We start from the raw sequence: 22,789 nt of genomic DNA, 5'->3' as shown, positions 1-22,789 counted from the left end.
GATGGCCTGGCCAGGTTCAAGTGTCTCATTGACCAGCACGTGGAGACTTTCGTCGATGGTGAGCGAGATCGAGGGGCGAAAGATGACGCGAAGTCTCAAACGAACATGAGGCGCTAGGGTGAGCCGGTGGCGGGACGACGGACGACCGGGCGGCTGCGCGCGGTGGACCTCGCCGCGACGGCCGGCATCTCCGTGCAGCAGGTGCGCAACTACGTCGATCTCGGGGTGCTGCCGTCGGTGGAGCGCACGCCGAGCGGCTACCGGATCTTCACCCCGGCGCACCAGCGGGCCCTGACCGTGGCGCGGACGGTGGCCGACGGGCACGGCTGGGTGCGTACCCGCCAGATCATGGCGGCGGTGCACGCGGGTGACCTGCCGGCGGCGCTGGCCGCGCTGGACGCCGGGCACGCCGAACTGGATCGGGAACGGGCCGAGATCCGGCGGGTGCTCGGCGCCTTCGAGACGGTGGTGACCAACCCCGGCCCACCGGTGCCGGTGCCCCGCCGGGCCGTCCGGGTCGGCGCGGTCGCCGACCTGGTCGGGGTCCGCACCTCGCAGCTACGGTCCTGGGAGGCGCGCGGCCTGCTCCGGCCGGCCCGCGAGTCGGGCACCGGCTACCGGCGCTACGACGAGGCCGAGCTGCGCGCGGCCCAGGTGGTGGCGTTGCTGCGCCGGGGCGCCTACCCGTTCGAGATCATCACGGCGGTGCTGGACGAGCTGAGGAGCACCGGCAGCCCGCAGCGGGTCCGCGCGGAACTCGCCCGGCGGGAGCAGGACCTGCACCGACGCAGCCTGCGTCGGCTGGCCGGCTCCGCCGCGCTGCACGACTATCTGCGACATCTCGGCCTGGCCTGACCCGCGCTCCGGCCGGGTCAGCGCAGCACCAGCAGGTCGAGGTGGTCGACCACCGGCGCCGGGGCGCTGCCCCTGACCGCCTGGCGTAGCCGGGCCATGCCCGCCCGGAACTCCGCCTCGCTGATCAGGTGCAGGGGAGTGTGCGCGCGGCGGTCGATCCGGTCGGCGTACTCGGCCAGCGAGGTGGCCACGGTCTGGGCGACCGGCTCGACGCTGCTCACCGGGAAGCCCGCCGCGGCGAACGCGGAGCGCACCCGGGACAGGCTGGGGAACCGGTCGAGCACCCGGATCGCCTCCGGGAACCACTCGAAGAGGGCGACGAGCTGGTGGCGTCCCGGGAAGGGGGAGCGGATCAGCACGGGTGCGCCCGGACGCAGCACCCGGCGCAACTGTCGGGCCACCGCGTCGAGATCGGGCACGTGGTGCAGCATCGTCGACAGCCAGGCGCCGTCCACGCTGGACGTGGCCAGCGGGAGCGCGGTCGCGTCACCGGCCAGCATCGGCCGGTGCGGGCATCGGTCGCGCATCGCCGGGGCGGGTTCCACCGCCAGCACCCGTACGCCGTACCAACCGGTGAAGGTGGTGGCCCACGCTCCCGTACCGGCGCCGAGGTCCAGCAGCGTCGACCCGGGGCGTGGTCGCAGGTGCTCCCCGACGGCGTGCCGCCAGTGGGTCAGGCCGGCGGGCGCCAGCTCGCGGGTGGCGGCGAAGGCAGCCGCCTCGGCGTCGTCGTACGAGATCAGACCCACGGTCACCCCTCCGACCGCGGCCGGCGGATCCGGCCCAGCGCTGTAACGTGTTGTAGTCGGTCGGTGACTGAGGGGTCAACCAGTTTGTGAATGATCCCGCAAAAATAGACGGTGGGCGATGGCCGGAACCGTCGCCCACCGTCTGTGGGGTGTCGCCGAGGGTCAGCTCACCGAGCAGGGGGCCAGGTTGACCAACTCGGCGGGCCGGTTGCCGTCGACCCGGCCGATCGCGGTGGCGATCCGGTTCAGGGCGGCGACACGCCGGTCCTTCAGCGGGCCGACGACGGTGTTCTGCACGAAGTTCGGTCCACCCTCCGGGCGCACCGCGAGCTGGGCGAGACGGGCGTTGGCGTCCGCGATCTGGTTGTCCAGGTTGGCCAGCTCACGCTGCACCTCGGCAGCGGCCTGAGCGGGTACGGCCGGCAGTCGGTCGGCGACGCTCGGGCAGTTCACCCGCTGCGCCACGCCGGCCCCGGTGTTGCCGTTGTTCCCGGCGTTGCCCGCGTTCCCGTTGCCCGCGTTGCCGTTGTTCACGGCGTTGCCGTTGACGGCGCTGGGGGTGCCCGGGGCGTTCAGGCCGCAGGTGGCGAGGCTGGCGAGGTTCGGGCGCTGTCCGCCGGCCCGGTTGATGTTGATGCCGATGCGGTCGAGGGCGGCGGTGCGCTTGCTGGCCAGTGGGCCGAGGATGGCGTTCTGGATGAAGGCGGCGCCGCCCTGGGGGTTGGCGGCCTGTGCGGCGAGGCGGGCGTTGGCCTCCTCGATCTGCTTGTCGAGGTTGGCCAGTTCCTGCTCGACCCCGTTGACGGCGGCGGCGGGTACGCCGGAGAGCTTGTCGCGGACCGTGGGGCAGTTCGCGGTCTGCGCCGCACCGGCTCCGGCGTTGCCGTTGTTGCCGCCGTTGTTGGCGTTCCCGGCCCCGATGTTGCCGTTGCCCGCGCCGCCGTTGACGGCGCTGGGGGTGCCCGCGGCGTTCAGGCCGCAGTTCGCGAGGCTCGCCAGGTCGGGGCGCTGTCCGCCGGCCCGGTTGATGTTGATGCCGATGCGGTCGAGGGCGGCGGTGCGCTTGCTGGCCAGTGGGCCGAGGATGGCGAGCTGGACGAAGTTGGCGCCACCCTGCGGGTTGGCGGCCTGCGCGGCGAGGCGGGCGTTGGCCTCCTCGATCTGCTTGTCGAGGTTGGCCAGTTCCTGCTCGACCCCGGCGACGGCGGCGGCCGGTACACCGGAGAGCTTGTCCCGGACCGTCGGGCAGTTCGCCGTCTGCGCCGCACCGGCGCCGTCGTCGGCGGAGGCCAGCGTCAAGCCCGCGCCGAGCAGCGCGACCGCGAGGATGCCGACCCCGCCCACTTTCAGGGCGGCCTGCTTCCGCTGGTTCTGGGTACGCCTGACCATGCTCTCTCCTCATGAATGACCGCCGGGCGGGCCGACCGCGTCGGCGGCCGCCGGCTGAAGCGCCGTGGGAAGCCCGGGTGGCTCGACAGCGGCGGCCGTCCGCGTGCCGGAGCCTGTTCCGGGGTGACCGTCGGGCGAGCTTCGGGAGCGCTCCCGTCGCAGGTCCGAACGTTGTGCTGTGTTCGGCTGTGGATACGGGGGGCGCGTGGCATCGGTTCAACGGGTGCGTGTGGAAGATCAGCGCGGTCGAGTCGAGTCGGCGGTCCGACCGAGCACGTGCTGCCGCCGATCGTGCCGTTAGTCTGCGTCTTCATGAGAGTCCGGGCCTTCTCCGTCGCCGTCGTCGTGCTCGCGATCGTGGCGCTTCCCGCGACTCCGGGTGCGGCTGCGGTCACCGACCGTGTCGTGGCCGCGTCGGCGTCGACCCCGCCGACCCCGGCCGCCGCACCGGCCGCGCTGCCCTGCCCGAAGGCGGTCGCGCCGAAGGTGACCCGCTCGCCACGGCCGACCCCGCCACCGTCGGATCCGGAGCATCAGGTGGTCGGCGGGGAACTGCTGGCGACCTCGGGACTCGTCGTGCCGCCGGGCGCGCCGGCCCCGCCGAAGGTCACCGCGACCTCCTGGCTGGTGGCCGATCTGGACACCGGTGCGGTGCTGGGTGGCTGCGGCCCGCACGAGTACGCCACCCCGGCGAGCGTGCAGAAGCTGCTGCTGGCCGCGACCATGCTGCCCCGGCTCGATCCGCAGCAGGTGATCAGGGTGACCCCGGAGGACCTGGACATCGCGCCCGGCTCCTCGGCGGTCGGGCTGCTGCCCGGCGGCCGGTACCGGGTGGAGACGCTCTGGTTGGGCCTGCTGTTGCAGTCCGGCAACGAGGCGGCCAACGCGCTGGCCCGACTCGGCGGTGGTCCGGACGGCGCGGCGGGCGGGGTGCGGGCGATGAACGAGTACGCCCGCCACCTCGGCGCGTTGCAGACCCACGCGGTCACGCCCTCCGGGTTGGACGGTCCGGGGCAGTTCACCAGCGCGTACGACCTGGCGTTGATCGCCCGCGCCTGCTTCGCCGACCCGACGTTCCGCCGGTACGCGCTCACCGAACGCACCCGGATCCCGGCCCAGCGGGGGTTGGACGCCAGGGGTTTCCAGATCCAGAACGAGAACCAACTCGTCTACCGCTACCCGGGTGCGCTGGGCGGCAAGACCGGCTTCACCGACTACGCCCGGCACACCTATGTCGGTGCCGCCGAGCGGGACGGTCGCCGCCTGGTGGTCACGCTGCTCGGTGCCGAGCCCCGACCGCAGCGCGGCTGGGAACAGGGTGCCGCCCTGCTCGACTGGGGCTTCCGGCTGCCCCGGGAGGCGGGCGTGGGTCGGCTGGTGGAGCCGGGGGAGTGGGACGCCGCCCGTACGCCGGCACCGTCGTCGCCGGCCGTGCCCACGCCGGCCGAGACGCCACCGGTGAGCACCACCACCTCGGCCGCCGTCGACGACGGTCCGGGCGCGGGCACGGTCGTGGCGCTGGCGGTCGGCGTGGCCGCGATCGCGCTGGCGGTGGTCGCCGCCCGCCGGGTGCGCGCCTCGGCCCGCTCCCGCGACTGACGGGCACCCGCCGGGCGCGCCGGTGGCGTGCTCGATGGTCGATTTGCCGGACCAGTCGGTAATCACCCGATAGTGTCGCTGAATGTGAGAGTCCGAGCCCTGGTCGTCGCGGTGGCGACGGCGCTCATGACCACACCGCTGCCGGCGACCGCCGCCGTGGCGGCACCGGTTCCGTGCCCACGTCCGGCGCCGCCGGCTCCCGGGCCGTCGAGTCCGGTCACGCCGTCACCGGACCCGGTGCAGCGGGCGGTAGGCGGCGCGCGGCTGGCCACCCAGGGGCTGGTCGTCCCCTCGGCGGTGCCCCGACCGCCGACGGTGGCCGCCACCTCGTGGCTGGTGGCCGATCTGGACACCGGCGCGGTGCTGGGCGGTTGCGGCCCACACGAGTACGCCACCCCGGCCAGCGTGCAGAAGCTGCTGCTCGCCGCGACCATGCTGCCCCGACTCGACCCGTACGACATGGTCACCGTCACCGCCGGTGACCTCGACATCGAACCCGGCAGCTCGGCCGTGGGGCTGGTGGAGGGTGGCCGCTACCGGGTGGAGACGCTCTGGCTCGGGCTGCTGCTGCGCTCCGGCAACGAGGTGGCGAACGCACTGGCCCGGGTCGGTGGCGGGCCAGACGGTGTGGCCGGTGGGCTCCGCGCGATGAACGAGCAGGCCCGGGCGCTCGGCGCGTACCAGACACACGCGGCGACCCCGTCCGGCCTGGACGGTCCGGGGCAGTTCACCAGCGCGTACGACCTGGCGTTGATCGCCCGCGCCTGCTTTGCCGACGAGCACTTCCGCCGGTACGCGACCACCCGGGAGGCGACCGTCCCGCCCCAGCCGAGGCAGGGCGCGAAGGGCTTCACCATCGACAACGACAACCAGCTGCTCTACCACTACCCGGGTGCGCTGGGCGGCAAGACCGGCTACACCGACCTGGCTCGGCACACCTACGTGGGTGCGGCCGAGCGGAACGGGCGTCGGCTGGTGGTCACCCTGCTCGGCGCGGACGTGGTCGACAAGCGGGGCTGGGAACAGGGTGCCGCGCTGCTCGACTGGGGTTTCGCGCTGCCCCGGGACGCCTCGGTCGGGGTGCTGGTGAGTCCGGGCGCCGCCACGTCCGCCGTACCCTCGGCGCCCCGCTGCGGTGGACCTCGCTGGCCGTACTCGCCGTCGGCGTGACGCTGCTGGCCGGCGCGCTGGTCGCCCGGCACCGCCGCCGGGCAGCCCACCGTGGCCGCCCGGCCCGCTGAGCCGTCCCGAGCGGTCGTGCCGGGGACGGTGTCGGCCCGCCTGACCGGGCGCGGTCGGTGGGCGGTCGGCCTGGGGGCGGCGGTCCTGGTCGCCGGGGTTTCCGGGTGCGGGCGGGACACGCCGCCGCCCGAACCGTCGCCGCCGCCGATGTCGGCACCGGCGCGGCCGGGTCTGGTGGTGCTCTCCGACGTGGATGGGCGGATCCTCACCGACATCCGGTACGCCACCGCGCACAACTTCGTCGGCCGCCCCGTCGACGGCTACCAGGAGCCGCTCTGCCTGCTCACGGCACCGGCCGCGCAGGCGCTGCGCCGCGTGCAGGACGCCGCGCTGGCCACCGGTCACCTCCTCAAGGTGTACGACTGCTACCGCCCGCAGCGTGCCGTGGACGACTTCGTCGCCTGGGGCGCCGACCCGGGGCGGCAGGAGACCAAGGCGGAGTTCTATCCCCGGGTGGCCAAGTCCGCGCTGTTCGACCGGGGCTACCTCGGTGCGCCCACGTCGCACAGCCGGGGCAGCACGGTCGACCTGACGCTGGTCGCTCAGCCGCCGCCCGCGCAGCCCCGACACGTGCCGGGTCAGCCCTCGGTCGCCTGCACCGACCCGTACGGCCGGCGCTTCCCGGACACCGGAGTGGACATGGGGACCGGGTTCGACTGCTTCGACCCGCTCTCGCACACCGACTCGACAGCGGTCGGCGTCACCGCGCGGGCGAACCGGCAGTTGTTGCGGGACCTGATGACCGACGGCGGCTTCGTCGGCTACGACCGGGAGTGGTGGCACTTCCGCTACCGCGACGAGCCCTGGCCGGACACCTACTTCGACCTGCCGGTCACCCGCTCCTCGGCGGGCTGACCGGGGCGAGGTCGCGCAGCGTCTCGGCGGTCGCCGGGTCGGCGGGGAAGAACGCCTCCACGGCCAGCCCGGAGACCGTCACGTCCAGCGGCGTGCCGAAGAGCGTGGTGGTGCTGAAGAAGGACAGCTCACCGTCGCCGTGCCGGAACCGCAGCGGGACGGCGACCCGCGCGGCGGGGTCGCCGGCCGGCTCGGCGGGACCGTCACCGCCGGGATAGCCGCGAAGCTCGTCGTGCAGCGCGGACAGCACCGGGTCGCTTGTCGTCTGGGCCTGGTGGCGCAGTCGCTTGAGCAGGTGGGCGCGCCACTGCGCCAGGTTGCGGATGCGCGGTGCCATGCCGTCGGGGTGCAGGCTGAGCCGCAGCACGTTGACCGGTGGGGTGAGCAGGTCGGGGTGGGCGTCGGCGGTGAACAGGGCGATCGTGGGATTGGCCTCGAGGAGCTGCCAGTGCCGGTCGACGAGCACGGCCGGGTACGGGTGGTGCCCGTCGAGGATCCGTCGTACGGCGGCGCGGACCGGCGCCAGTTCCGGGTCGGCCAGCTCGTGCGCGGGGAAGGCGGGCGCGTACCCGCCGGCCAGCAGCATCACGTTGCGGGCGGCCAGCGGCAGGTCGAGGTGATCGCCGAGCCGCAGGAGCAGTTCCCGGCTCGGCTGTGACCGGCCGGTCTCCACGAAGCTCAGGTGCCGGGTCGACACGCCCGCCTCGATCGACAGGTCGAGCTGGCTCATCCCGCGCACCCGCCGCCAGTCGCGCAGCAGGGTGCCGACCGGACGACTCGGCATGGTCACAGTGGTCACCTCGCCGACCCTAGTGACCGTCGGGTGCACGAACCATTACCCACGAGGTAATCGACGCCGTGCGCGGCGGCGCGCAAGCATCGGTCCCGGCACCGATGGTCGGGCCGTGACGAGGCGAGGAGGAGACGTCGATGGCTGTCGAGTTCGACGAGTTGGTCGAGCGGTACCTGGCGATCTGGAACGAGACCGACCCGGCGCGGCGACGCCGGGAGATCGACGACCTGTTCGCCGTAGAGGGGCGTTACGTCGATCCGCTGGTGGTCGCGGAGGGGCGAGACGCCGTCGACGCGACGATCGCCGCGGTGCAGGACCGCTTTCCGGGGATGACGTTCCGCGTGGTCGGTCCGGTCGACGGCCACCACCAGCAGGTGCGCTTCGCCTGGGAACTCGGCCCCGAGGGTGTCGAGGCGCCGATCGCCGGTTTCGACGTGGCGACCCTCGACGACGACGGACGACTGACCCAGGTGCTGGGGTTCCTGGACCGGGTTCCGGTGGCGTAGTCCGGCGGCACCGCCGTCGGTCCGGAGTGGACGGGGGATGTCGCACCGGCGGGGCACGCCGGTGCGACATCGCGCTCCGCAAAGGTGGGATCGTCCGCCCCTCGGCGTCCCGTACGCTGTGGGCCATGACTGCCGTACGTCGATGTCGCCGTGACGCACGGTGGCCGGCCTCGCCGGTCCCAGGCCTCCCGTCGAGGTCGGTTGCGAGGTGACTGTCACGCGTGTGCCGGTCCAGCGAGGTGGACCGGCGGACTCGCCGCCCGAGTCCCGGCTCGCCCGTGCCTGCGCCGAGATCGCCGCCTCGCGGTCGTTCGAGGTCACCATCGTCGCGGTGATCCTCGCCAACGGGGTGGTGCTCGGCCTGGAGACGTACCCCGACCTCGGCACGGCGGGTACCGCGCTGCACGGCGTCGAGTGGTTCTTCCGGACGGTCTTCGTGGTCGAGATCGCCATCCGGCTGCTGGCCTACGGTCGCCGTCCACAGGACTTCTTCCGGCACGGCTGGAACGTCTTCGACTTCCTGGTGATCGCGGCGATCTTCGTCCCGGGGCTGCACGGCGACTCGGCGCTGCTGCGGGTCGTCCGGGTGTTGCGGATGGTACGGCTGGTGCGGTTCTCGCCCGGTCTGCGCATGATCGTCGCGGCGTTGTGGCGCAGTCTGCCCGGTATCGGGGGGTTCCTCGCACTGGCGATGGTGACGCTCTACGTCTACGGCATGGCCGGCTGGTTGATCTTCAAGGACGTCTACCCGGAGGAATACGGAGACATCGGGCGGTCGTTGTTGACACTGTTCGTGTTGCTCTCGCTGGAGACCCTGCCGGACCTGATCGAGCAGGGGATGGAGTTCTCGCCGTGGACCGTGCTCTACTACGTGAGCTTCGTGGTGATCACCGTCAATCTGTTGCTCAACATCCTGATCGCGGTCTTCGTCAACTCGATGGAGGAGGCCCGGCGGTTGGAGATGACCGAGGGACTCGCGCCCGGCTACGACCAGGACGGTGACGGGGTGCCCGACGAGTTGGACCGGATCGCGATCAGCCAACGGCTCGACGACCTGCGCACGCTCATCGTCGAGTTGGAACGAGAACTTCGTATCGACCGCGATGACGGGCGACTCCGACGTGCGGGACGAGACTGAACGTCCGTTAAGGTGTGGTCGGATCTCCTGGTGGGCGGCGGGTTTCGGGCGTGGGTCCGGTTGTGAACCGCACGTGAACTCGCACACGGGCCAGGGCGGTCTGTCAGGGTGACACACCTTTGATCCGGATCACGGCAGATGCGGATTGCGGTCCTTACCGGATAGGGTCGTCACACCGACGAATGATCTTTGGGGAGGGTGTGTGCTGGTACTGGTGGCGGTCCATGCGCTGACAGCCTTGATCGCCCCGGCGCTGGTGCGGACCTGGGGACGGCACGCCCTCTACCTGGTGGCACTGGTGCCTGGCGCGACGCTGGTGTGGGCGCTGACTCACACGAGCGGGGTCCGCTCCGGTGAGCCGGTGGTGGAGACCGTCTCCTGGGTACCGCAGTTGGGGCTGGAACTCGCGCTACGGATGGGCACACTGTCCTGGCTGATGGTCGTCCTGGTCGGCGGGGTGGGCGCGTTGGTGCTGGCGTACAGCGCCCGCTACTTCCGCTCCGACGACCCCAGCCTGGGACGCTTCGCTGCGGTGTTCGTCGCCTTCGCCGGCGCGATGCTCGGCCTGGTCGTCTCCGACGACCTGCTGCTGCTCTACGTGTTCTGGGAGCTGACCACGGTCTTCTCCTACCTCCTGATCGGCTACGACCCCGCCAAGCGGGCCAGTCGACGGGCGGCCATGCAGGCCCTGCTGGTCACCACGCTGGGCGGCCTGGCGATGCTCGCCGGGTTCGTCATGCTCGGCCAGCACGCCGGCACCTACCGCTGGTCCGAGATCGCCGAGAACCTGCCCGGCGGCGGTTACCTCGCGGTGGCCATGGTGCTGGTCCTGCTGGGTGCGCTGAGCAAGTCCGCGATCTTCCCCTTCAGCTTCTGGTTGCCCGGCGCGATGGCGGCTCCGACGCCGGTCAGCGCCTACCTGCACGCCGCGGCGATGGTCAAGGCCGGCGTCTTCCTGGTCGCCCTGATGGGCCCGGCGGTGGCCGAGGCCGGACCGTGGCGCCCGGTGCTCCTGGTGGCCGGTCTGCTCACGATGTTCTTCGGCGGCTGGGCCGCGTTGCGCCAGGTCGACCTCAAGCTGTTGCTTGCCTACGGCACGGTCAGCCAGCTCGGCCTGCTGATGGTGGTCCTCGGTGGCGGCACCCGGGACACCGCGCTGGCCGGCGTGGCGATGGTGCTGGCCCACGCCCTGTTCAAAGCGACCCTGTTCCTCACCGTCGGGGTGGTCGACCACATCACCGGCACCCGTGACCTGCGTGAACTCAGCGGTCTCCGGCGTCGCGCACCCGCCCTGGCCGTGGTCGCCGGTCTCGCCGCCGCGTCGATGGCCGGCCTGCCGCCGATGGCCGGGTTCGTGGCCAAGGAGGCGGCGGTCGAAGCGCTGCTGCACGGCGGCACCGCCAACCTGGTGGTCCTCGCCGGAGTGATCCTCGGCTCGGTGCTGACCGTGGCGTACACCCTGCGGTTCATGTGGGGCGCCTTCGCCGACAAGCCCGACACCCCGGCCACCGAGTCCACGCCGGTGTCCTGGTCCCTGCTGGCCCCGGCCGCGGTGCTGGCGGTCGCCGGGGTCACCGCCGGTCTGTTCGCCCCGGCGGTGGACCGCCTGCTCGCCCCGTACGCCGACCTCTACCGCTCCGCCGAGCCCGGCTACCACCTGGCGCTCTGGCACGGTCTGACGCCGGCGCTGGGCCTGTCGGTGCTGGCCATCGCCGCCGGTGCCGGCCTGTTCCACCTGATGCGGCGCGAACGGGTACGCGCGACGCTGCGCCTGCCGTTCGACGGCGGCACCGCCTACAAGAAGGCCATCAGCGGCATCGACCGCCTGGCGGTCGAGCTGACCGGTGCCACCCAGCGTGGTTCGCTGCCGTTCTATCTCGGCGTCATCCTGGTGGTGCTGGTCGTCCTGCCCGGCGGCACCCTGATCGCCGGCAGTCCCTGGCCGCAGCGCTTCCACCTGTGGGACACGCCGTTGCAGGGGGTCGCCGCCGCGGTTATCGTGGTCGCCGCCGTGATGGCCGCCCGTGCGCTGCGCCGGCTCACCGCGATGATCCTGGTCGGCGTCGCCGGTTACGGCATCGCGCTGCTGTTCGTCCTGCACGGCGCCCCCGACCTGGCGTTGACCCAGTTCCTGGTGGAGACCGTCACGATCGTGATGTTCGTGCTGGTGCTGCGCCGGCTGCCGGTGAAGTTCTCGGAACGGCCGATCCGGGCCAGCCGCCGAGGACGCGTCGCTCTCGGCATCGCCGTCGGCGCGGTCACCGCCGGCATGGCGTACGTCGCGACCGGCGCCCGTCAGGCCATCCCCATCTCGGTGGACTTCCCCGACGAGGCGGTCTCCTACGGCGGCGGCAAGAACGTGGTCAACGTGACCCTGGTCGACATCCGGGCCTGGGACACCATGGGCGAGATCGCGGTGCTGGTGGTGGCCGCCACCGGTGTGGCCAGCCTGATCTTCCGGCACGCCCGTGACCTGGACCGGCGCGGCCAGATCCCCGGCGGGGACCCGACCGAGTCGACCCGGCCGCGCTGGCTGACCACCGGTGCCACCGCGCGTGCCCAGTCGGTCATCCTGCAGGTGGTCACCCGACTGCTGTTCCACGCCATCCTGCTGTTCTCCATCTACCTGCTGTTCAGCGGCCACAACGCCCCGGGCGGCGGCTTCGCCGCCGGTCTGGTCGCCGGTCTGGCCCTGGCCGTGCGCTACCTGGCCGGTGGGCGTACCGAGCTCAACGGCGCGGCACCGGTCGACGCCGGTGCGGTCCTCGGCGCCGGACTCTTCGTCGCGGTCGGCACGGGCGTGGCCGCGATGCTGCTCGGTGGGGAGTTCCTCCAGACCGCACTGCTCGACTTCCACCTGCCGGTGCTGGGGCACATCCACTTCGTCACCTCGGCCTTCTTCGACGTCGGTGTCTTCCTGATCGTCGTCGGGCTGGTGCTGGACATCCTGCGCAGCCTGGGTGCCGAGATGGACCGCCAACACGAGACCGAGGACGCCGAGATCCGCGAGAAGGAGCTGGTGTGACACCCAACCTCACCTACGTCATCGTGGTGGGCGTCCTTGTCGCCGCGGGCGTGACGTTGCTGCTGGAGCGCAGCCTGACCCGGGTGCTGATGGGCGTCATCCTGCTCGGCAACGGCGCCAACATGCTGCTGCTCACCGGCGGGCGCTCCGGCACGCCGCCGATCGTCGGCGACAGCCCGCAGGAGGAGATGAGCGATCCGCTGCCGCAGGCGATGATCCTCACCGCCATCGTCATCACCCTGGGCATGACCGCCTTCCTGCTCGCCCTGGCCTACCGGAGTTGGCACCTCAACGGGCACGACGAGGTGCAGGACGACGTCGAGGACCGCCGGATCATGGATCTCGCGGAACGCGACGAGGGCCCGGGCGACGCCGACGCCGGCACCGGGGACGACGACGATGACGACGACGACGCGAAGACCGAGACAGAGCGGTCCCGGACCGGCTCGGTCGACGCGGGGAGGGCCGGATGACCTACCTCGTTCCGCTGCCGGTGGTGATGCCGCTGCTCGGCGCGGCAATCACGCTGCTGCTGCTGGGCCGCCCACGCGCCCAGCGGTGGGTCAGCCTCACCGTGCTCACCGCCACCGTCGCGGTCGCCGCGATGCTGCTGGTGCGGTCCAGCATCGACGGTCCGCTCGTGGTGGAGGTGGGCGGCTGGGTCGCCCCGATGGGCATCGTGCTGGTCGCCGACCAGCTCGCCGCGCTCATGCTGGTGGTCTCCGCCTCGGTCACCCTCTGCGTGCTGGTGTACTCCATCGGGCAGGGTATGGCCGACGGCAACGAGGAGACGCCGCTGTCGGTCTACCACCCGACCTATCTGGTGCTGACCGCCGGTGTGTGCAACGCGTTCCTCTCCGGCGACCTGTTCAACCTCTACGTCGGCTTCGAGATCCTGCTGGTCGCCAGCTATGTGCTGCTGACGCTGGGCAGCACCGAAACCCGGATCCGGGCCGGCACCACGTACGTCGTGGTCAGCCTGCTCTCCTCGGTGATCTTCCTGGTCGCCATCGGCCTGGTGTACTCCTCGACCGGTACGCTCAACCTGGCCCAGCTCGTCGACCGGCTGGACGCCCTGCCCGACGACATGCGCCTGGTGTTGCAGGGCATGCTGTTGCTCGCCTTCGGCATCAAGGCGGCGGTGTTCCCACTGTCGGCCTGGCTGCCGGACAGCTATCCCACCGCACCGGCCCCGGTCACCGCGGTCTTCGCCGGCCTGCTCACCAAGGTCGGTGTGTACGCGATCATCCGGACCGAGACGCTGCTGTTCCCCGGCGGCCGTACGGCCACCCTGCTCCTGGTGATCGCGGTATTGACCATGCTGGTCGGCATCCTCGGTGCGGTGGCGCAGTCCGACATCAAGCGGTTGTTGTCGTTCACCCTGATCAGCCACATCGGGTACATGCTGTTCGGCGTGGGGCTCACCTCGTCGCTCGGCCTGTCCGCGGCGATCTTCTACGTGGTGCACCACATCACCATCCAGACGACCCTGTTCCTCGCCGCCGGCCTCGTCGAACGCCGCGGCGGCAGCACCGCCATGGACCGCCTCGGCGGCCTGGCACGGCTGTCGCCGGTGTTGGCCATCCTCTTCTTCGTGCCCGCGCTGAACCTCGCCGGCATCCCACCGTTCTCCGGGTTCCTCGGCAAGGTCGGCCTGGTCCAGGCGGGTATCGCCGACGGCGGGGTGCTGGCCTGGATCCTGGTCGCCGGTGGTCTGGTGACCAGCCTGCTCACCCTCTATGCGGTGGCTCGGGTATGGAACCTCGCGTTCTGGCGGGCGCCGCACCCGGACATGCCGGACTCCGGTGACTCCGACCGGGCCTCCCGCACCGAGGGCGCGATCCAGCCGCAGGTGAACACCACCGGCCAGAGCGGCGCCGTGCTGCCCGGCCTGATGATCGCGCCGACCGTCGCCCTGGTGGCGCTCGGGCTGGCGCTGACCGTGGTGGCGGGTCCGCTCTTCGACCTGAGCACCGACGCCGCCGACGACCTGCTGCGGCGGACACCCTACGTCGAGGCCGTCTTCCCAGGGGGTACGCCGTGAGCCCCGACCAGATGACCCCAGCCCCGCCGACCGACTCGCCGAACCCACCACTGACCCGGGCGGCGCGACGCCGTAACCGCATCGTCGCGGTGACCGTGCTGGTCGTCGTCTGGGTGCTCCTCTGGGGCACCTTCTCCTGGGCGAACATCATCAGCGGGTTGGTGGTGGCCGCGATCCTCATCGCGGTCTTCCCGCTGCCACCGGTGACCTTCGCCGGCCGCCTGCACCCGATGGGGATGCTGCGGTTCTGGGCACGTTTCCTCTATGACCTGGTGGTCGCCTCCGTCCAGATCGCCTGGCTGGCGTTCCGTCCCGGCCACGTCCCGCGTAGCGCCATCATCGCGGTGCAGCTCCGGGTGAACACGGACCTCAACCTCACCCTCACCGCCGAGGCCCTGTCGCTGGTGCCGGGAAGCCTGATCCTGGAGGCCGACCGGAACACCGGCACCCTGTTCGTCCACGTCATCAACGTGAACACCGTCGACGAGGTGGAACAGTTCCGGCGCGAGGTGCTGGCGCTCGAGGCCCGCATCATCGAGGCCATCGGCTCCGCCGGCGAGCTGCGCCGCGTCCGCGAGAACCCCGATCCGACCCCACCGGCCGACCTGGAAGGGGCCGCGACATGACCGCCGTCGCCGTGACCGTCACCGTGCTGCTCGCGGTGGCGGGCGGACTCACCCTGATCCGCATCATCCGGGGCCCGTCGATCCTCGACCGGGCCGTGGCCACCGACGTCCTGCTGGCCATCATCGTCACCGCGATCGCCGCCGAGGCCGCCTACAGCCGGGACGCCACCGCACTGCCGGTGCTGGTGGTCCTCGCCGTCCTCGGCTTCGTCGGGTCGGTCAGCGTCGCCCGATTCGCCGCGCGGAGAAACACCAAATGAGCCTGGACGCCATCCTCGACATCGTCGCCGCCGTCTGCCTGGTCAGCGGTGCGCTGCTCAGCCTCGCCGCCGGGGTGGCGCTGGTGCGCTTCCCGGACCTGCTCACCCGGATGCACGCCGCGGCCAAGCCGCAGGTCCTCGGGCTGCTGCTGGTGCTGGTCGGCTGCGCGCTGCGGCTGCGTACCGGGGTGGACATCACCACCCTGGTGCTGGTCGGCGTCTTCCAGTTGGCCACCGCGCCGGTGGCGGCACACATGGTCGGGCGGGCCGCGTACCCGCACGACGAGATCCGTGCCGATCTGCTGATCACCGACGAACTCGCCGCCCACCTGGACCGGGTCGGCGGCGACCAGGGCGAGGGCGCCCGCGTCTGAGCCCTGGCTCAATATCGTTTGCGGCCCACCGGCGGTGGTCCCTACTCTTCTCGGCATCAGGTCACATCGGACCGGAGCCGAGAGGAGTACGCCGTGTCGACGCACGTCAGACCGCAGAACGGTTGGCCGACCCGGAGTGAACCCTGCCGGCCCGGGAACTCGGCGGCGCTGACCGGCGCCCGCCTCCTTGCGCCTCGCCGATCGGCGCGCCGCCGCTAGCGCGCGCCCGCTCGTTCGTCGAGGCCGTCCACCCGTCGCGGGTCCGGGCGGCCTCGTCCTGTCCACCTACTTTCCGCTCGTCGCACCGGTGCCGGACGGCACCGGTCGCGCACCCCTGCCCGCCGTCGGCGCAGGCAGGGCCGTGCCCGGACGAGGAGGCCCACACACACGTCGGGGGTACGCCATGGGATTCAGTCTGCTCGCGGGAACGCGGGCGCCGGTACGGGTCTGGACCGACCCGTACGCCATCGAGCCGCAGGCCGCACGTCAGCTCCGCAACATCGGGGCGCTGCCGTGGGTGCAGGGCGTCGCGGTGATGCCGGACGTGCACTTCGGCAAGGGCGCCACGGTCGGGTCGGTCATCGCCATGCGGCAGGCCGTGTCGCCGGCCGCGGTCGGCGTCGACATCGGGTGCGGCATGTCGGCGGTCCGCACCTCGTTGACCGCCGCGGACCTGCCCGACGACCTGGCCGGGCTGCGTCGGGCCATCGAGGACGCCGTACCGGTCGGCTTCGCCAAGCACGACGAGCCGGTGGATCCGCGCCGGGTCCGGGGCCTGGAACAGCGCGGCTGGGACGACTTCTGGCGGGGCTTCGCCGACCTGGACCGGCGGGTGCAGCAGCTGGAGTCACGGGCTCGGCGGCAGTTGGGCACGCTCGGCGGCGGCAACCACTTCATCGAGGTCTGCCTGGAGCAGGGCGGTACGGAACCGGGCCGGGTCTGGCTGATGCTGCACTCCGGCTCCCGCAACATCGGCAAGGAACTGGCCGAACGGCACATCGCGGTGGCCCGCCGGCTGCCGCACAACGCCGACCTGCCCGACCGGGACCTGGCGGTGTTCCTCTCCGGCACCCCGGAGATGGACGCCTACCGCCGGGACCTGTGGTGGGCGCAGGAGTACGCACGGCGCAACCGGGCCGTGATGCTCGCCGTGCTGATGAACCTGATGCGGGACCGGTTCCCGCAGGTCGGCTACGACGAGCCGATCAGCTGCCACCACAACTACGTGGCCGAGGAGCACTACGAGGGGGTGGACGTGTTGGTGACGCGGAAGGGCGCGATCCGGGCGGGACTGGGCGAGCTGGGCATCATCCCCGGCTCGATGGGCACCGGTTCGTACATCGTGCGGGGCGGAGGGAACGACTGGGGGTACTGCTCCGCCTCGCACGGCGCGGGACGGCGGATGTCCCGGGCACAGGCGAAGCGGACGTTCAGCACGGCCGACCTGGCGGCACAGACGGCGGGGGTGGAGTGCCGTAAGGACGCCGGGGTGGTCGACGAGATCCCCGGCGCGTACAAGGACATCACCGAGGTGATGGCACAGCAGAAGGACCTGGTCGAGGTGGTCGCCCACCTCAAGCAGGTGGTCTGCGTCAAGGGATGAAGACGCCGGCCGGCGTCCGCGGGGGGCGGACGCCGGCCGGGGTCGACCCGTACCGTCGGTAATCCAGATCAGTTACAGAAACCGTTGTCGCATCGATTGTTACCGTCGTCCCGCCGACGTCTGAAGGGGGATGCGGTGACGACCCTCTCGCCGACGACCGACTCCCGGCCGGCACGCCGACTCTCCACGGTGCTGCCGGCCGCCGCGCTGTCGGTGCTCGCGGTGCTGGTGGCCGTGGCGGCGGTCGTCGTGCACCGCAGCACCGGCCGGTTCTGGGGCGACCTCGCCGTCTACCGGGCGGGCGCGGTCGCCGCCGCCGATGGTGACGGCGCCCTCTACGACGTGATCCACCGGGGTACCGACGGCATCGCGCTGGGCTTCACGTACCCGCCGTTCGCCGCGCTGCTGCTGCAACCGCTGGCGTACCTCGACGCCGCCACCGGGATCGGGCTCTGGACGCTGGCCTCCGTCGCCGCCGTGGCGGCCGTGGTCCGGGTGACGCTGCGCGCCGCCGGATCGGACAGCGGCCCCGGGCCGGTGCTGCTCGGCACGGTCGTGGTGCTGCCGGTCTTCCCGGTGGCCGGGCACCTCCAGGTCGGCCAGGTGGGCCTGTTCCTGGCGCTGTTGGTGCTGCTGGACCTGACCGGCGATCCGGACAGCCGGTGGCGGGGCCTCGGGGTCGGCGTCGCGGCCGGGATCAAACTCACCCCGCTGCTGTTCGTGGTCTACCTGCTCTGCCTGCGTCGCTGGCGGGCCGCCGGGGTGGCGCTGGCGGCGTTCGCCGCCACCGTCGGGCTCGGGCTGGCCTGGCGGCCGGTCGACTCGGTCCGGTTCTTCGGCGGTGGCCTGTTCGACACCGCCCGGGTCACCGGTGATCCCCGGACCGTGTTGAACCAGTCGCTGCACGGCGCGGTGGCCCGGATCGGCGACACCGCCGACGTGCGGGCGGTCTGGCTGCCGCTGGCGGCGCTGACCGCGGTGGCCGGGCTGGTCGTGGCGGTCCGCTGCGTCCGCGCCGGGAACGAACTCCTCGGTGCGCTGGCGGCTGCGACGACCGGCCTGCTCGTCTCGCCGATCTCCTGGCACCACCACTGGGTCTGGTGCGTACCGGCCCTGGTGCTGCTGATGGTGCGCGGCCGACGCAACCGGTACGCCGTCACGGTCGCGGTGCTGCTCTGGACCGCGCTGGTGGCCAGCGCCGCCTGGACGGTGATCGGGCTGCTCGGCGTCGACCTGCACTTCCACGGCTGGCAACTGCTGCACAGCAACCTGTACGTGCTCGTCGGGTACGCGGCGTTGGGCTGGTTGGCGTGGCGGCCGGACGGTGCCCGGGCCGGCGGCGACGAGAGGTGGGGCCGGTGAGGGTGTCCGTGGTGGTGCCCAACTACAACAAGGAGCGGACCCTCGGCGACTGCCTGTCGGCGGTGTACGCGCAGACCGTGTCGCCGGCCGAGGTGATCGTGGTCGACGACGCCAGCACCGACCGGTCCCGGCGGATCGCCGCCGGGTTCGGCTGCACCGTGCTGGCCCTGCCGGTGAACGGGGGAGTGTCGGCGGCCCGCAACGCCGGAGCAGCCCGGGCCACCGGTGACGTGCTGCTCTTCGTCGACTCGGACGTCGCCCTGGCCCCCGGCACGCTGGCCGCGGCGGTACGCGTACTCCGGGAGCATCCGGACTGCGGGGTGGTGCAGGGCATCTACGACCTGCGTCCGCTCTACGACGACGGGCCGGTCGAGGCGTACAAGACGCTGTTCGAGCACTTCTGGCGACGGCGGGCCACCGGGGTCACGTCCACCACGATGTTCGCGCTGACGGCCGTGCCGACGACGGTCTTCGAGCAGGTCGGTGGCTTCGACGAGCGGCTGCGTGACGCCGAGGACGTGGAGTTCGGCACCCGGTTGCCGGCGCGCTACGAGATCCGGGTCAGCGCCGAGATGGTCGGCCGCCACGACGACGTGGACCGGCTCCGGCCGTACCTGTCGGAACTGTTCCGCCGCGCGGTGACGTACGCCGACGCGGTCGTGGCCGCCCGCTGGGAGCCGCCGGTCGCCGCCGGACGCCCGCCGCACCGGGTCGACGTCGCGGCGGTGGTCGGCATGGCCGGCACCGGGCTGGCCGTGGCCACCGCGCCGCTGGCCCTGGTCGCGCCCGGGCTGGTGGCGCTGCCGCTGGCGCTGCTGGTGGCCGTCGGGGTGGCCGACCGGGACCTGCTGGCGTTCGCGGCCCGGCACCGTGGTCCCCGGTTCGCGCTCTTCGCCGCCGGGATGCGGCTGCTCACCCACCTGACCGAGTTCGTCGGGATGGGGCTGGGGATCTGCGCCGCGCTGACCCGCCGGGTACGCGGCCGCGACTGCCGCCCGGCCACCGTGGGATCGCGCCGGTGAGCGGCGGCTGGTGGCGGTGGCTCAACCGGGCCTTCACCGTCGCGTTCGTGGTGGCGCTGACCATCGGGTTGGTGCTCTTCGTCCGCTCCCAGGACTGGACGCCGGTGGCGACGCTGGCCGGTCGTCTCGATCCGTGGCGGGTGGGCGCGGCGGTCAGCGCGGCCCTGCTGGTCAACGCCGTCGGGTTGCTGCTGGGGGTGGCGTCGTGGCGAGCCATCTTCGTCGACCTCGGCGCGCCGGTGGACAAGTGGACCGCGTACCGGCTGTTCTTCGTGGGGTTCCTGACCAAGTTCGTGCCCGGCCGGTTCGTCGCCCTCCCGGTGCTGCTGCGGATGGGGCGGGAGATCGAGGTCGGGCCGGTCCGGCTGGCCGGGGTGTTCCTGCTGAGCTGGGCGGTGGTGGCGATGACCGGCATGACGCTGGGAGTGGCGGCCGGTCCGGCGGTGCTGTCCGGCGCCACCTGGTGGCTGCTGCTCGCCAGCGTCCCGCTGCTCGTGCTCGTGGTCCGGCCGGACCTGCTCGACAAGGCGCTGGTCCTGGCTACCCGGCTGCTGCGGCGTCCGCCGCCGCAGGTGCGCGCCACCCCGGCGGGCCTGCGGCGGGCCGTCGCCGCGCAGTCGCTGTCCTGGTTCGTCTCCGGGCACCACCTGTGGCTGCTCGCGGTGGCGGCCGGCGCGCCGCCGCTGCGGTCGTACCTGGTCTGCGTGGCCGGGTTCGCCGCCGCGACCGTCGCCGGGCTGGCCGTGGTGGTGGCCCCGGACGGCCTGGGGGTGCGGGAGGCGGTGCTGATGCTCGGGCTGTCCACCGTGCTGCCAGTGGCCGTGGCCACCCCGGTGGTGCTGGTCAGCCGGTTGGTCTGCGCGCTCAGTGAGGTGGCCGTCGGTGGGGGAGGGCTGCTGCTGGCCCAGTACCTGCACCGGCGCCGGTTGCGGCGTGGCGGGCCGCTGCTCGCCGGGCCGGTTCCGGTCGAGCGGTCGGCGTCGGTGGGGTGAGCTGTCGGCAGCCGCCGGGTGGGTCCGGCGGAGGAGGTCGGTGAGGGACGTGTCGAGACTTCGGACGACGGCGGGGCTGCTGGGCGCACCGGTCCGGGCGCTGGTGCGGCGCAGTCCACGATTGAACGCGGTGCTCTGGGACGCCCAGTACGCGCTGGGGATGTGGGGCTACCTCGACGAGGCCGGCGACGGCGGCGTGCCGCTGTCGCTGATCGAGACGTGGGCACCGCAACCGGCGATCCTGGACCTGGGCTGCGGCACCAGCGTCAATCTGGCGCTGCGTCGGGGCCGCTACCGGCACTACCACGGGGTGGACATCAGCCGGCGGGCGATCGGCACGGCCCGGGCGCTGCGTCGGCCGGACGCGTCCTACGCGGTGGCCGACATCCGCACCTACACGCCTCCGGACCGGTACGACGCGATCCTGTTGCGCGAGGTCATCTACTACCTGTCCGTGCCGGAGGCGGCGGAGCTGCTGCGCCGGTTGCCGGGCATGCTCACCGCGCGGGGGCGGATCCTCGTGCAGATCTACGACGTGCAGCGCTCGCGGCAGTTCGTGGCGGTGATCCGGGACTGCGGGCTGGACGTCGACACCTGGCGACCGCCGCAGGCCGGTGACGCCGGGCGGGACGCCTTCTTCGTCCTCACCCCCGCCGCCGTCGCGGAGCCCTGAGCGCGCAGCCGGTGCCTACACCGGCACGCGCCGCTCCCACCAGGGCCACACCGTCACCGGCTCGCTGCGCAGCAGCCGGCGGTGCAGGTCCTGGAGGCGATGCCCCGGCTCGACCCCGAGCCGGTCGGCCAGGGTGGTCCGGGCGTCCTGGAAGGCGGTCAGCGCCTCGGCCCGCCGCGACGTCTGCCCCAACGCGATGAGCAGCAGCTCCCACAACCGCTCCCGCATCGGGTGCTCGGCCAGCATCCAACGCAGCTCGGCGACGACGTTCTCGATGTCGCCGAGCAGCAGCCGTACGCCGGTGGCCTCCTCCCGGACGTCCTGGCGCAGCTCGGTCAGTCGGATCCGTTCGGCTTCGGCCAGCGGGCCGGTGGCCTCGTGCATCGCCCGTCCCGACCAGCGGGCGAGGCTGCTCTGGAACAGGTAGAGCGAGCCGGTCAGGTCCGCCTGGGCGCGGGCCGCGCGGGCCCGGCGGACGTCCTGCTCGAAGCGGACGGTGTCCACCGCGTCGGGCGGCACGTCCAGGGTGTAGCCGGGCCGGGTGGAGCGCAGCACCCGGGCCACCGCCGGGCGGTCGCCGGGGCGCACGCCACACCCCACCGAATCGTGTGAGCCCGGACGCATTTCCGCTGGTCAACCGCCCAGCAGTCACACATCCACCGGTCGTCGCCCGGTGCTTGTCCACAAATGACGCCTCAATGATGCAGCGCACCATGTCAGGCCATATGCTGTGCGATACCAACCTGGTGACTGTTTTGATCCACTTACGCGAACTTCCTTGCCCGTTTTGGCTGGAATTTCCCGACCGATTCTGATAGCAAGGTGCTATGGACCCGCATTTGCGCGATCTGCGGTATTTCGTCGCCGTCGCTGAGGAACTGCATTTCACCAACGCCGCCCAGCGGCTGCACATCGCTCAGCCGACGCTCTCACGCCAGATCCGCCAGCTCGAACGCCAGCTCGACGTGGTCCTGTTCGACCGCAACCAGCGCAGTGTCGCCCTGACCGTCGCCGGTAAGGAACTGCTCGAAGGCGCCCGCAAGATCCTGGAGCTGTGGGAGGTGACCAACGTCTCCCTGCAGGAAGCCGGTGAAGTGCTGCGCGTGGGCATTCAGTCGGCCCTCGGCCGCGGCCTGCTCAACGACCTGGAGAGCGCCAGCGGCCACCGCCTGGCCCTGCACGCCGCCTCCTGGAACGACCCGTCCAGCGGCCTGGCGGGCCGACAGGCCGACCTGGCCCTGGTGTGGCTGCCGCTGCCCGACCCCAACCGCTACCGCTGGCAGGTGCTGCGCACCGAGCCGCGCTGGGTGCTGCTCCCCGAGAACCACCCGCTCGCCGAGCAGGAGACGATCGAGTTCGCCGATCTGCTCGACGAGCCGTTCGTCGCCCTGCCGACCGAGGCGGGCGCGGTCCGTGACTTCTGGCTCGGCAACGACGCCCGCGGCGGCCGCGCGGCCAAGATCGGCGCCGAGGCGGCCACCCCCGAGGACAAGCTCGAGGCACGGGTGCGGAGACGCCCGCCGACGACTATCTCGCCAAACGCACCCTGCGCTCCGGCTCGGCCGGCTGGGTGCTGCTGGCCGGTCTCGGCGTGAGCTATGTGATCTCCGGTGACTACTCCGGCTGGAACTTCGGCCTCGCCGAGGGCGGTTTCGGTGGTCTGCTGATCGCCGCGATCGTCA

22 protein-coding genes are annotated in these 22,789 nt (G+C 72.3%); 18 read left to right on the top strand and 4 right to left on the bottom strand.

Features of this window, described 5'->3' with window-relative positions; translation table 11 throughout:
* The first annotated feature begins 126 nt into the window (after positions 1 to 126).
* On the top strand, positions 127 to 855 hold the full coding sequence (locus ACWDVW_RS16555) for a MerR family DNA-binding transcriptional regulator (protein WP_449949324.1): 729 nt from the start codon (positions 127 to 129) through the stop codon (positions 853 to 855).
* A gap of 17 nt (positions 856 to 872) precedes the next feature.
* On the opposite strand, the gene ACWDVW_RS16550 is transcribed toward ACWDVW_RS16555, so the two are convergent.
* Positions 873 to 1,604 (bottom strand): class I SAM-dependent methyltransferase, encoded by a 732-nt coding sequence (locus ACWDVW_RS16550; protein ID WP_449949321.1) that lies wholly within the window; start codon positions 1,602 to 1,604, stop codon positions 873 to 875.
* A 162-nt stretch (positions 1,605 to 1,766) separates the two neighbouring features.
* On the bottom strand, positions 1,767 to 2,993 hold the full coding sequence (locus ACWDVW_RS16545; RefSeq protein ID WP_449949319.1) for a hypothetical protein: 1,227 nt from the start codon (positions 2,991 to 2,993) through the stop codon (positions 1,767 to 1,769).
* Between the two features lie 312 nt (positions 2,994 to 3,305).
* Here ACWDVW_RS16545 and ACWDVW_RS16540 point away from each other — a divergent pair, with 312 nt between their 5' ends.
* The 3 genes from ACWDVW_RS16540 to ACWDVW_RS16530 all read left to right on the top strand — a co-directional run bounded on the left by ACWDVW_RS16540 (position 3,306) and on the right by ACWDVW_RS16530 (position 6,689).
* Entirely contained in the window at positions 3,306 to 4,592 is a 1,287-nt protein-coding gene (locus ACWDVW_RS16540; RefSeq protein WP_449949316.1) for a D-alanyl-D-alanine carboxypeptidase family protein, read from the top strand.
* 84 nt (positions 4,593 to 4,676) lie between these two features.
* Positions 4,677 to 5,762 carry a D-alanyl-D-alanine carboxypeptidase family protein gene (locus tag ACWDVW_RS16535; RefSeq protein ID WP_449949313.1) on the top strand — a complete coding sequence of 362 codons (1,086 nt, stop codon included), beginning with the start codon at positions 4,677 to 4,679 and terminating at the stop codon, positions 5,760 to 5,762.
* A gap of 87 nt (positions 5,763 to 5,849) precedes the next feature.
* Positions 5,850 to 6,689, top strand: coding sequence for a M15 family metallopeptidase (locus tag ACWDVW_RS16530; RefSeq protein ID WP_449949312.1), 840 nt, complete (start codon positions 5,850 to 5,852; stop codon positions 6,687 to 6,689).
* Here ACWDVW_RS16530 and ACWDVW_RS16525 read toward each other — a convergent pair.
* On the bottom strand, positions 6,667 to 7,473 hold the full coding sequence (locus ACWDVW_RS16525; protein WP_449949528.1) for a helix-turn-helix domain-containing protein: 807 nt from the start codon (positions 7,471 to 7,473) through the stop codon (positions 6,667 to 6,669). The two genes, ACWDVW_RS16530 and ACWDVW_RS16525, sit on opposite strands and share 23 nt — an antisense overlap.
* Positions 7,474 to 7,619: 146 nt before the next feature.
* Between ACWDVW_RS16525 and ACWDVW_RS16520 the strand changes: the two genes are divergently transcribed.
* The 13 genes from ACWDVW_RS16520 (at position 7,620) to ACWDVW_RS16460 (ending at position 21,107) form a co-directional block, all read left to right on the top strand.
* Complete coding sequence (locus ACWDVW_RS16520) at positions 7,620 to 7,988, top strand: nuclear transport factor 2 family protein (protein WP_396745700.1); 369 nt, start codon at positions 7,620 to 7,622, stop codon at positions 7,986 to 7,988.
* Between the two features lie 208 nt (positions 7,989 to 8,196).
* Entirely contained in the window at positions 8,197 to 9,126 is a 930-nt protein-coding gene (locus ACWDVW_RS16515; protein ID WP_396745703.1) for an ion transporter, read from the top strand.
* A 202-nt stretch (positions 9,127 to 9,328) separates the two neighbouring features.
* A complete protein-coding gene (locus tag ACWDVW_RS16510) occupies positions 9,329 to 12,151 on the top strand; it encodes a Na+/H+ antiporter subunit A (protein WP_449949308.1) in 2,823 nt (940 codons plus the stop codon).
* Complete coding sequence (locus ACWDVW_RS16505) at positions 12,148 to 12,624, top strand: Na(+)/H(+) antiporter subunit C (RefSeq protein ID WP_449949305.1); 477 nt, start codon at positions 12,148 to 12,150, stop codon at positions 12,622 to 12,624. Before ACWDVW_RS16510 ends, ACWDVW_RS16505 begins: the two co-directional genes overlap by 4 nt.
* Positions 12,621 to 14,195 carry a Na+/H+ antiporter subunit D gene (locus ACWDVW_RS16500; protein WP_449949302.1) on the top strand — a complete coding sequence of 525 codons (1,575 nt, stop codon included), beginning with the start codon at positions 12,621 to 12,623 and terminating at the stop codon, positions 14,193 to 14,195. The genes ACWDVW_RS16505 and ACWDVW_RS16500 overlap by 4 nt, the downstream gene beginning before the upstream one ends.
* The gene (locus tag ACWDVW_RS16495; protein WP_449949300.1) at positions 14,192 to 14,821 is read left to right on the top strand and encodes a Na+/H+ antiporter subunit E; all 630 of its coding nucleotides are present in this window, start codon (positions 14,192 to 14,194) and stop codon (positions 14,819 to 14,821) included. The genes ACWDVW_RS16500 and ACWDVW_RS16495 overlap by 4 nt, the downstream gene beginning before the upstream one ends.
* A complete protein-coding gene (locus ACWDVW_RS16490) occupies positions 14,818 to 15,081 on the top strand; it encodes a monovalent cation/H+ antiporter complex subunit F (RefSeq protein ID WP_449949298.1) in 264 nt (87 codons plus the stop codon). The genes ACWDVW_RS16495 and ACWDVW_RS16490 overlap by 4 nt, the downstream gene beginning before the upstream one ends.
* Positions 15,078 to 15,455, top strand: coding sequence for a monovalent cation/H(+) antiporter subunit G (mnhG, locus tag ACWDVW_RS16485; protein WP_449949295.1), 378 nt, complete (start codon positions 15,078 to 15,080; stop codon positions 15,453 to 15,455). The genes ACWDVW_RS16490 and mnhG overlap by 4 nt, the downstream gene beginning before the upstream one ends.
* 403 nt (positions 15,456 to 15,858) lie before the next feature.
* On the top strand, positions 15,859 to 17,058 hold the full coding sequence (locus ACWDVW_RS16480) for an RtcB family protein (RefSeq protein WP_449949293.1): 1,200 nt from the start codon (positions 15,859 to 15,861) through the stop codon (positions 17,056 to 17,058).
* A 135-nt stretch (positions 17,059 to 17,193) separates the two neighbouring features.
* A complete protein-coding gene (locus tag ACWDVW_RS16475; RefSeq protein ID WP_449949290.1) occupies positions 17,194 to 18,420 on the top strand; it encodes a glycosyltransferase 87 family protein in 1,227 nt (408 codons plus the stop codon).
* Positions 18,417 to 19,442, top strand: a complete 1,026-nt coding sequence (locus ACWDVW_RS16470; protein ID WP_449949288.1) for a glycosyltransferase family 2 protein — start codon at positions 18,417 to 18,419, stop codon at positions 19,440 to 19,442. Before ACWDVW_RS16475 ends, ACWDVW_RS16470 begins: the two co-directional genes overlap by 4 nt.
* The gene (locus tag ACWDVW_RS16465; RefSeq protein WP_449949286.1) at positions 19,439 to 20,434 is read left to right on the top strand and encodes a lysylphosphatidylglycerol synthase domain-containing protein; all 996 of its coding nucleotides are present in this window, start codon (positions 19,439 to 19,441) and stop codon (positions 20,432 to 20,434) included. The genes ACWDVW_RS16470 and ACWDVW_RS16465 overlap by 4 nt, the downstream gene beginning before the upstream one ends.
* Before the next feature lie 49 nt (positions 20,435 to 20,483).
* Positions 20,484 to 21,107 carry a class I SAM-dependent methyltransferase gene (locus ACWDVW_RS16460; protein ID WP_449949284.1) on the top strand — a complete coding sequence of 208 codons (624 nt, stop codon included), beginning with the start codon at positions 20,484 to 20,486 and terminating at the stop codon, positions 21,105 to 21,107.
* A gap of 15 nt (positions 21,108 to 21,122) precedes the next feature.
* On the opposite strand, the gene ACWDVW_RS16455 is transcribed toward ACWDVW_RS16460, so the two are convergent.
* Positions 21,123 to 21,695, bottom strand: a complete 573-nt coding sequence (locus ACWDVW_RS16455; RefSeq protein ID WP_449949282.1) for an AfsR/SARP family transcriptional regulator — start codon at positions 21,693 to 21,695, stop codon at positions 21,123 to 21,125.
* Between the two features lie 239 nt (positions 21,696 to 21,934).
* Between ACWDVW_RS16455 and ACWDVW_RS16450 the strand changes: the two genes are divergently transcribed.
* The gene (locus ACWDVW_RS16450) at positions 21,935 to 22,702 is read left to right on the top strand and encodes a LysR family transcriptional regulator (RefSeq protein ID WP_449949279.1); all 768 of its coding nucleotides are present in this window, start codon (positions 21,935 to 21,937) and stop codon (positions 22,700 to 22,702) included.
* Positions 22,703 to 22,789 lie beyond the last annotated feature (87 nt).

This window comes from Micromonospora sp. NPDC003241 (assembly GCF_053589795.1).
The sequence above is the reverse complement of the archived record's forward strand: the minus strand, read 5'-3'. Positions and strand labels throughout refer to the sequence as shown.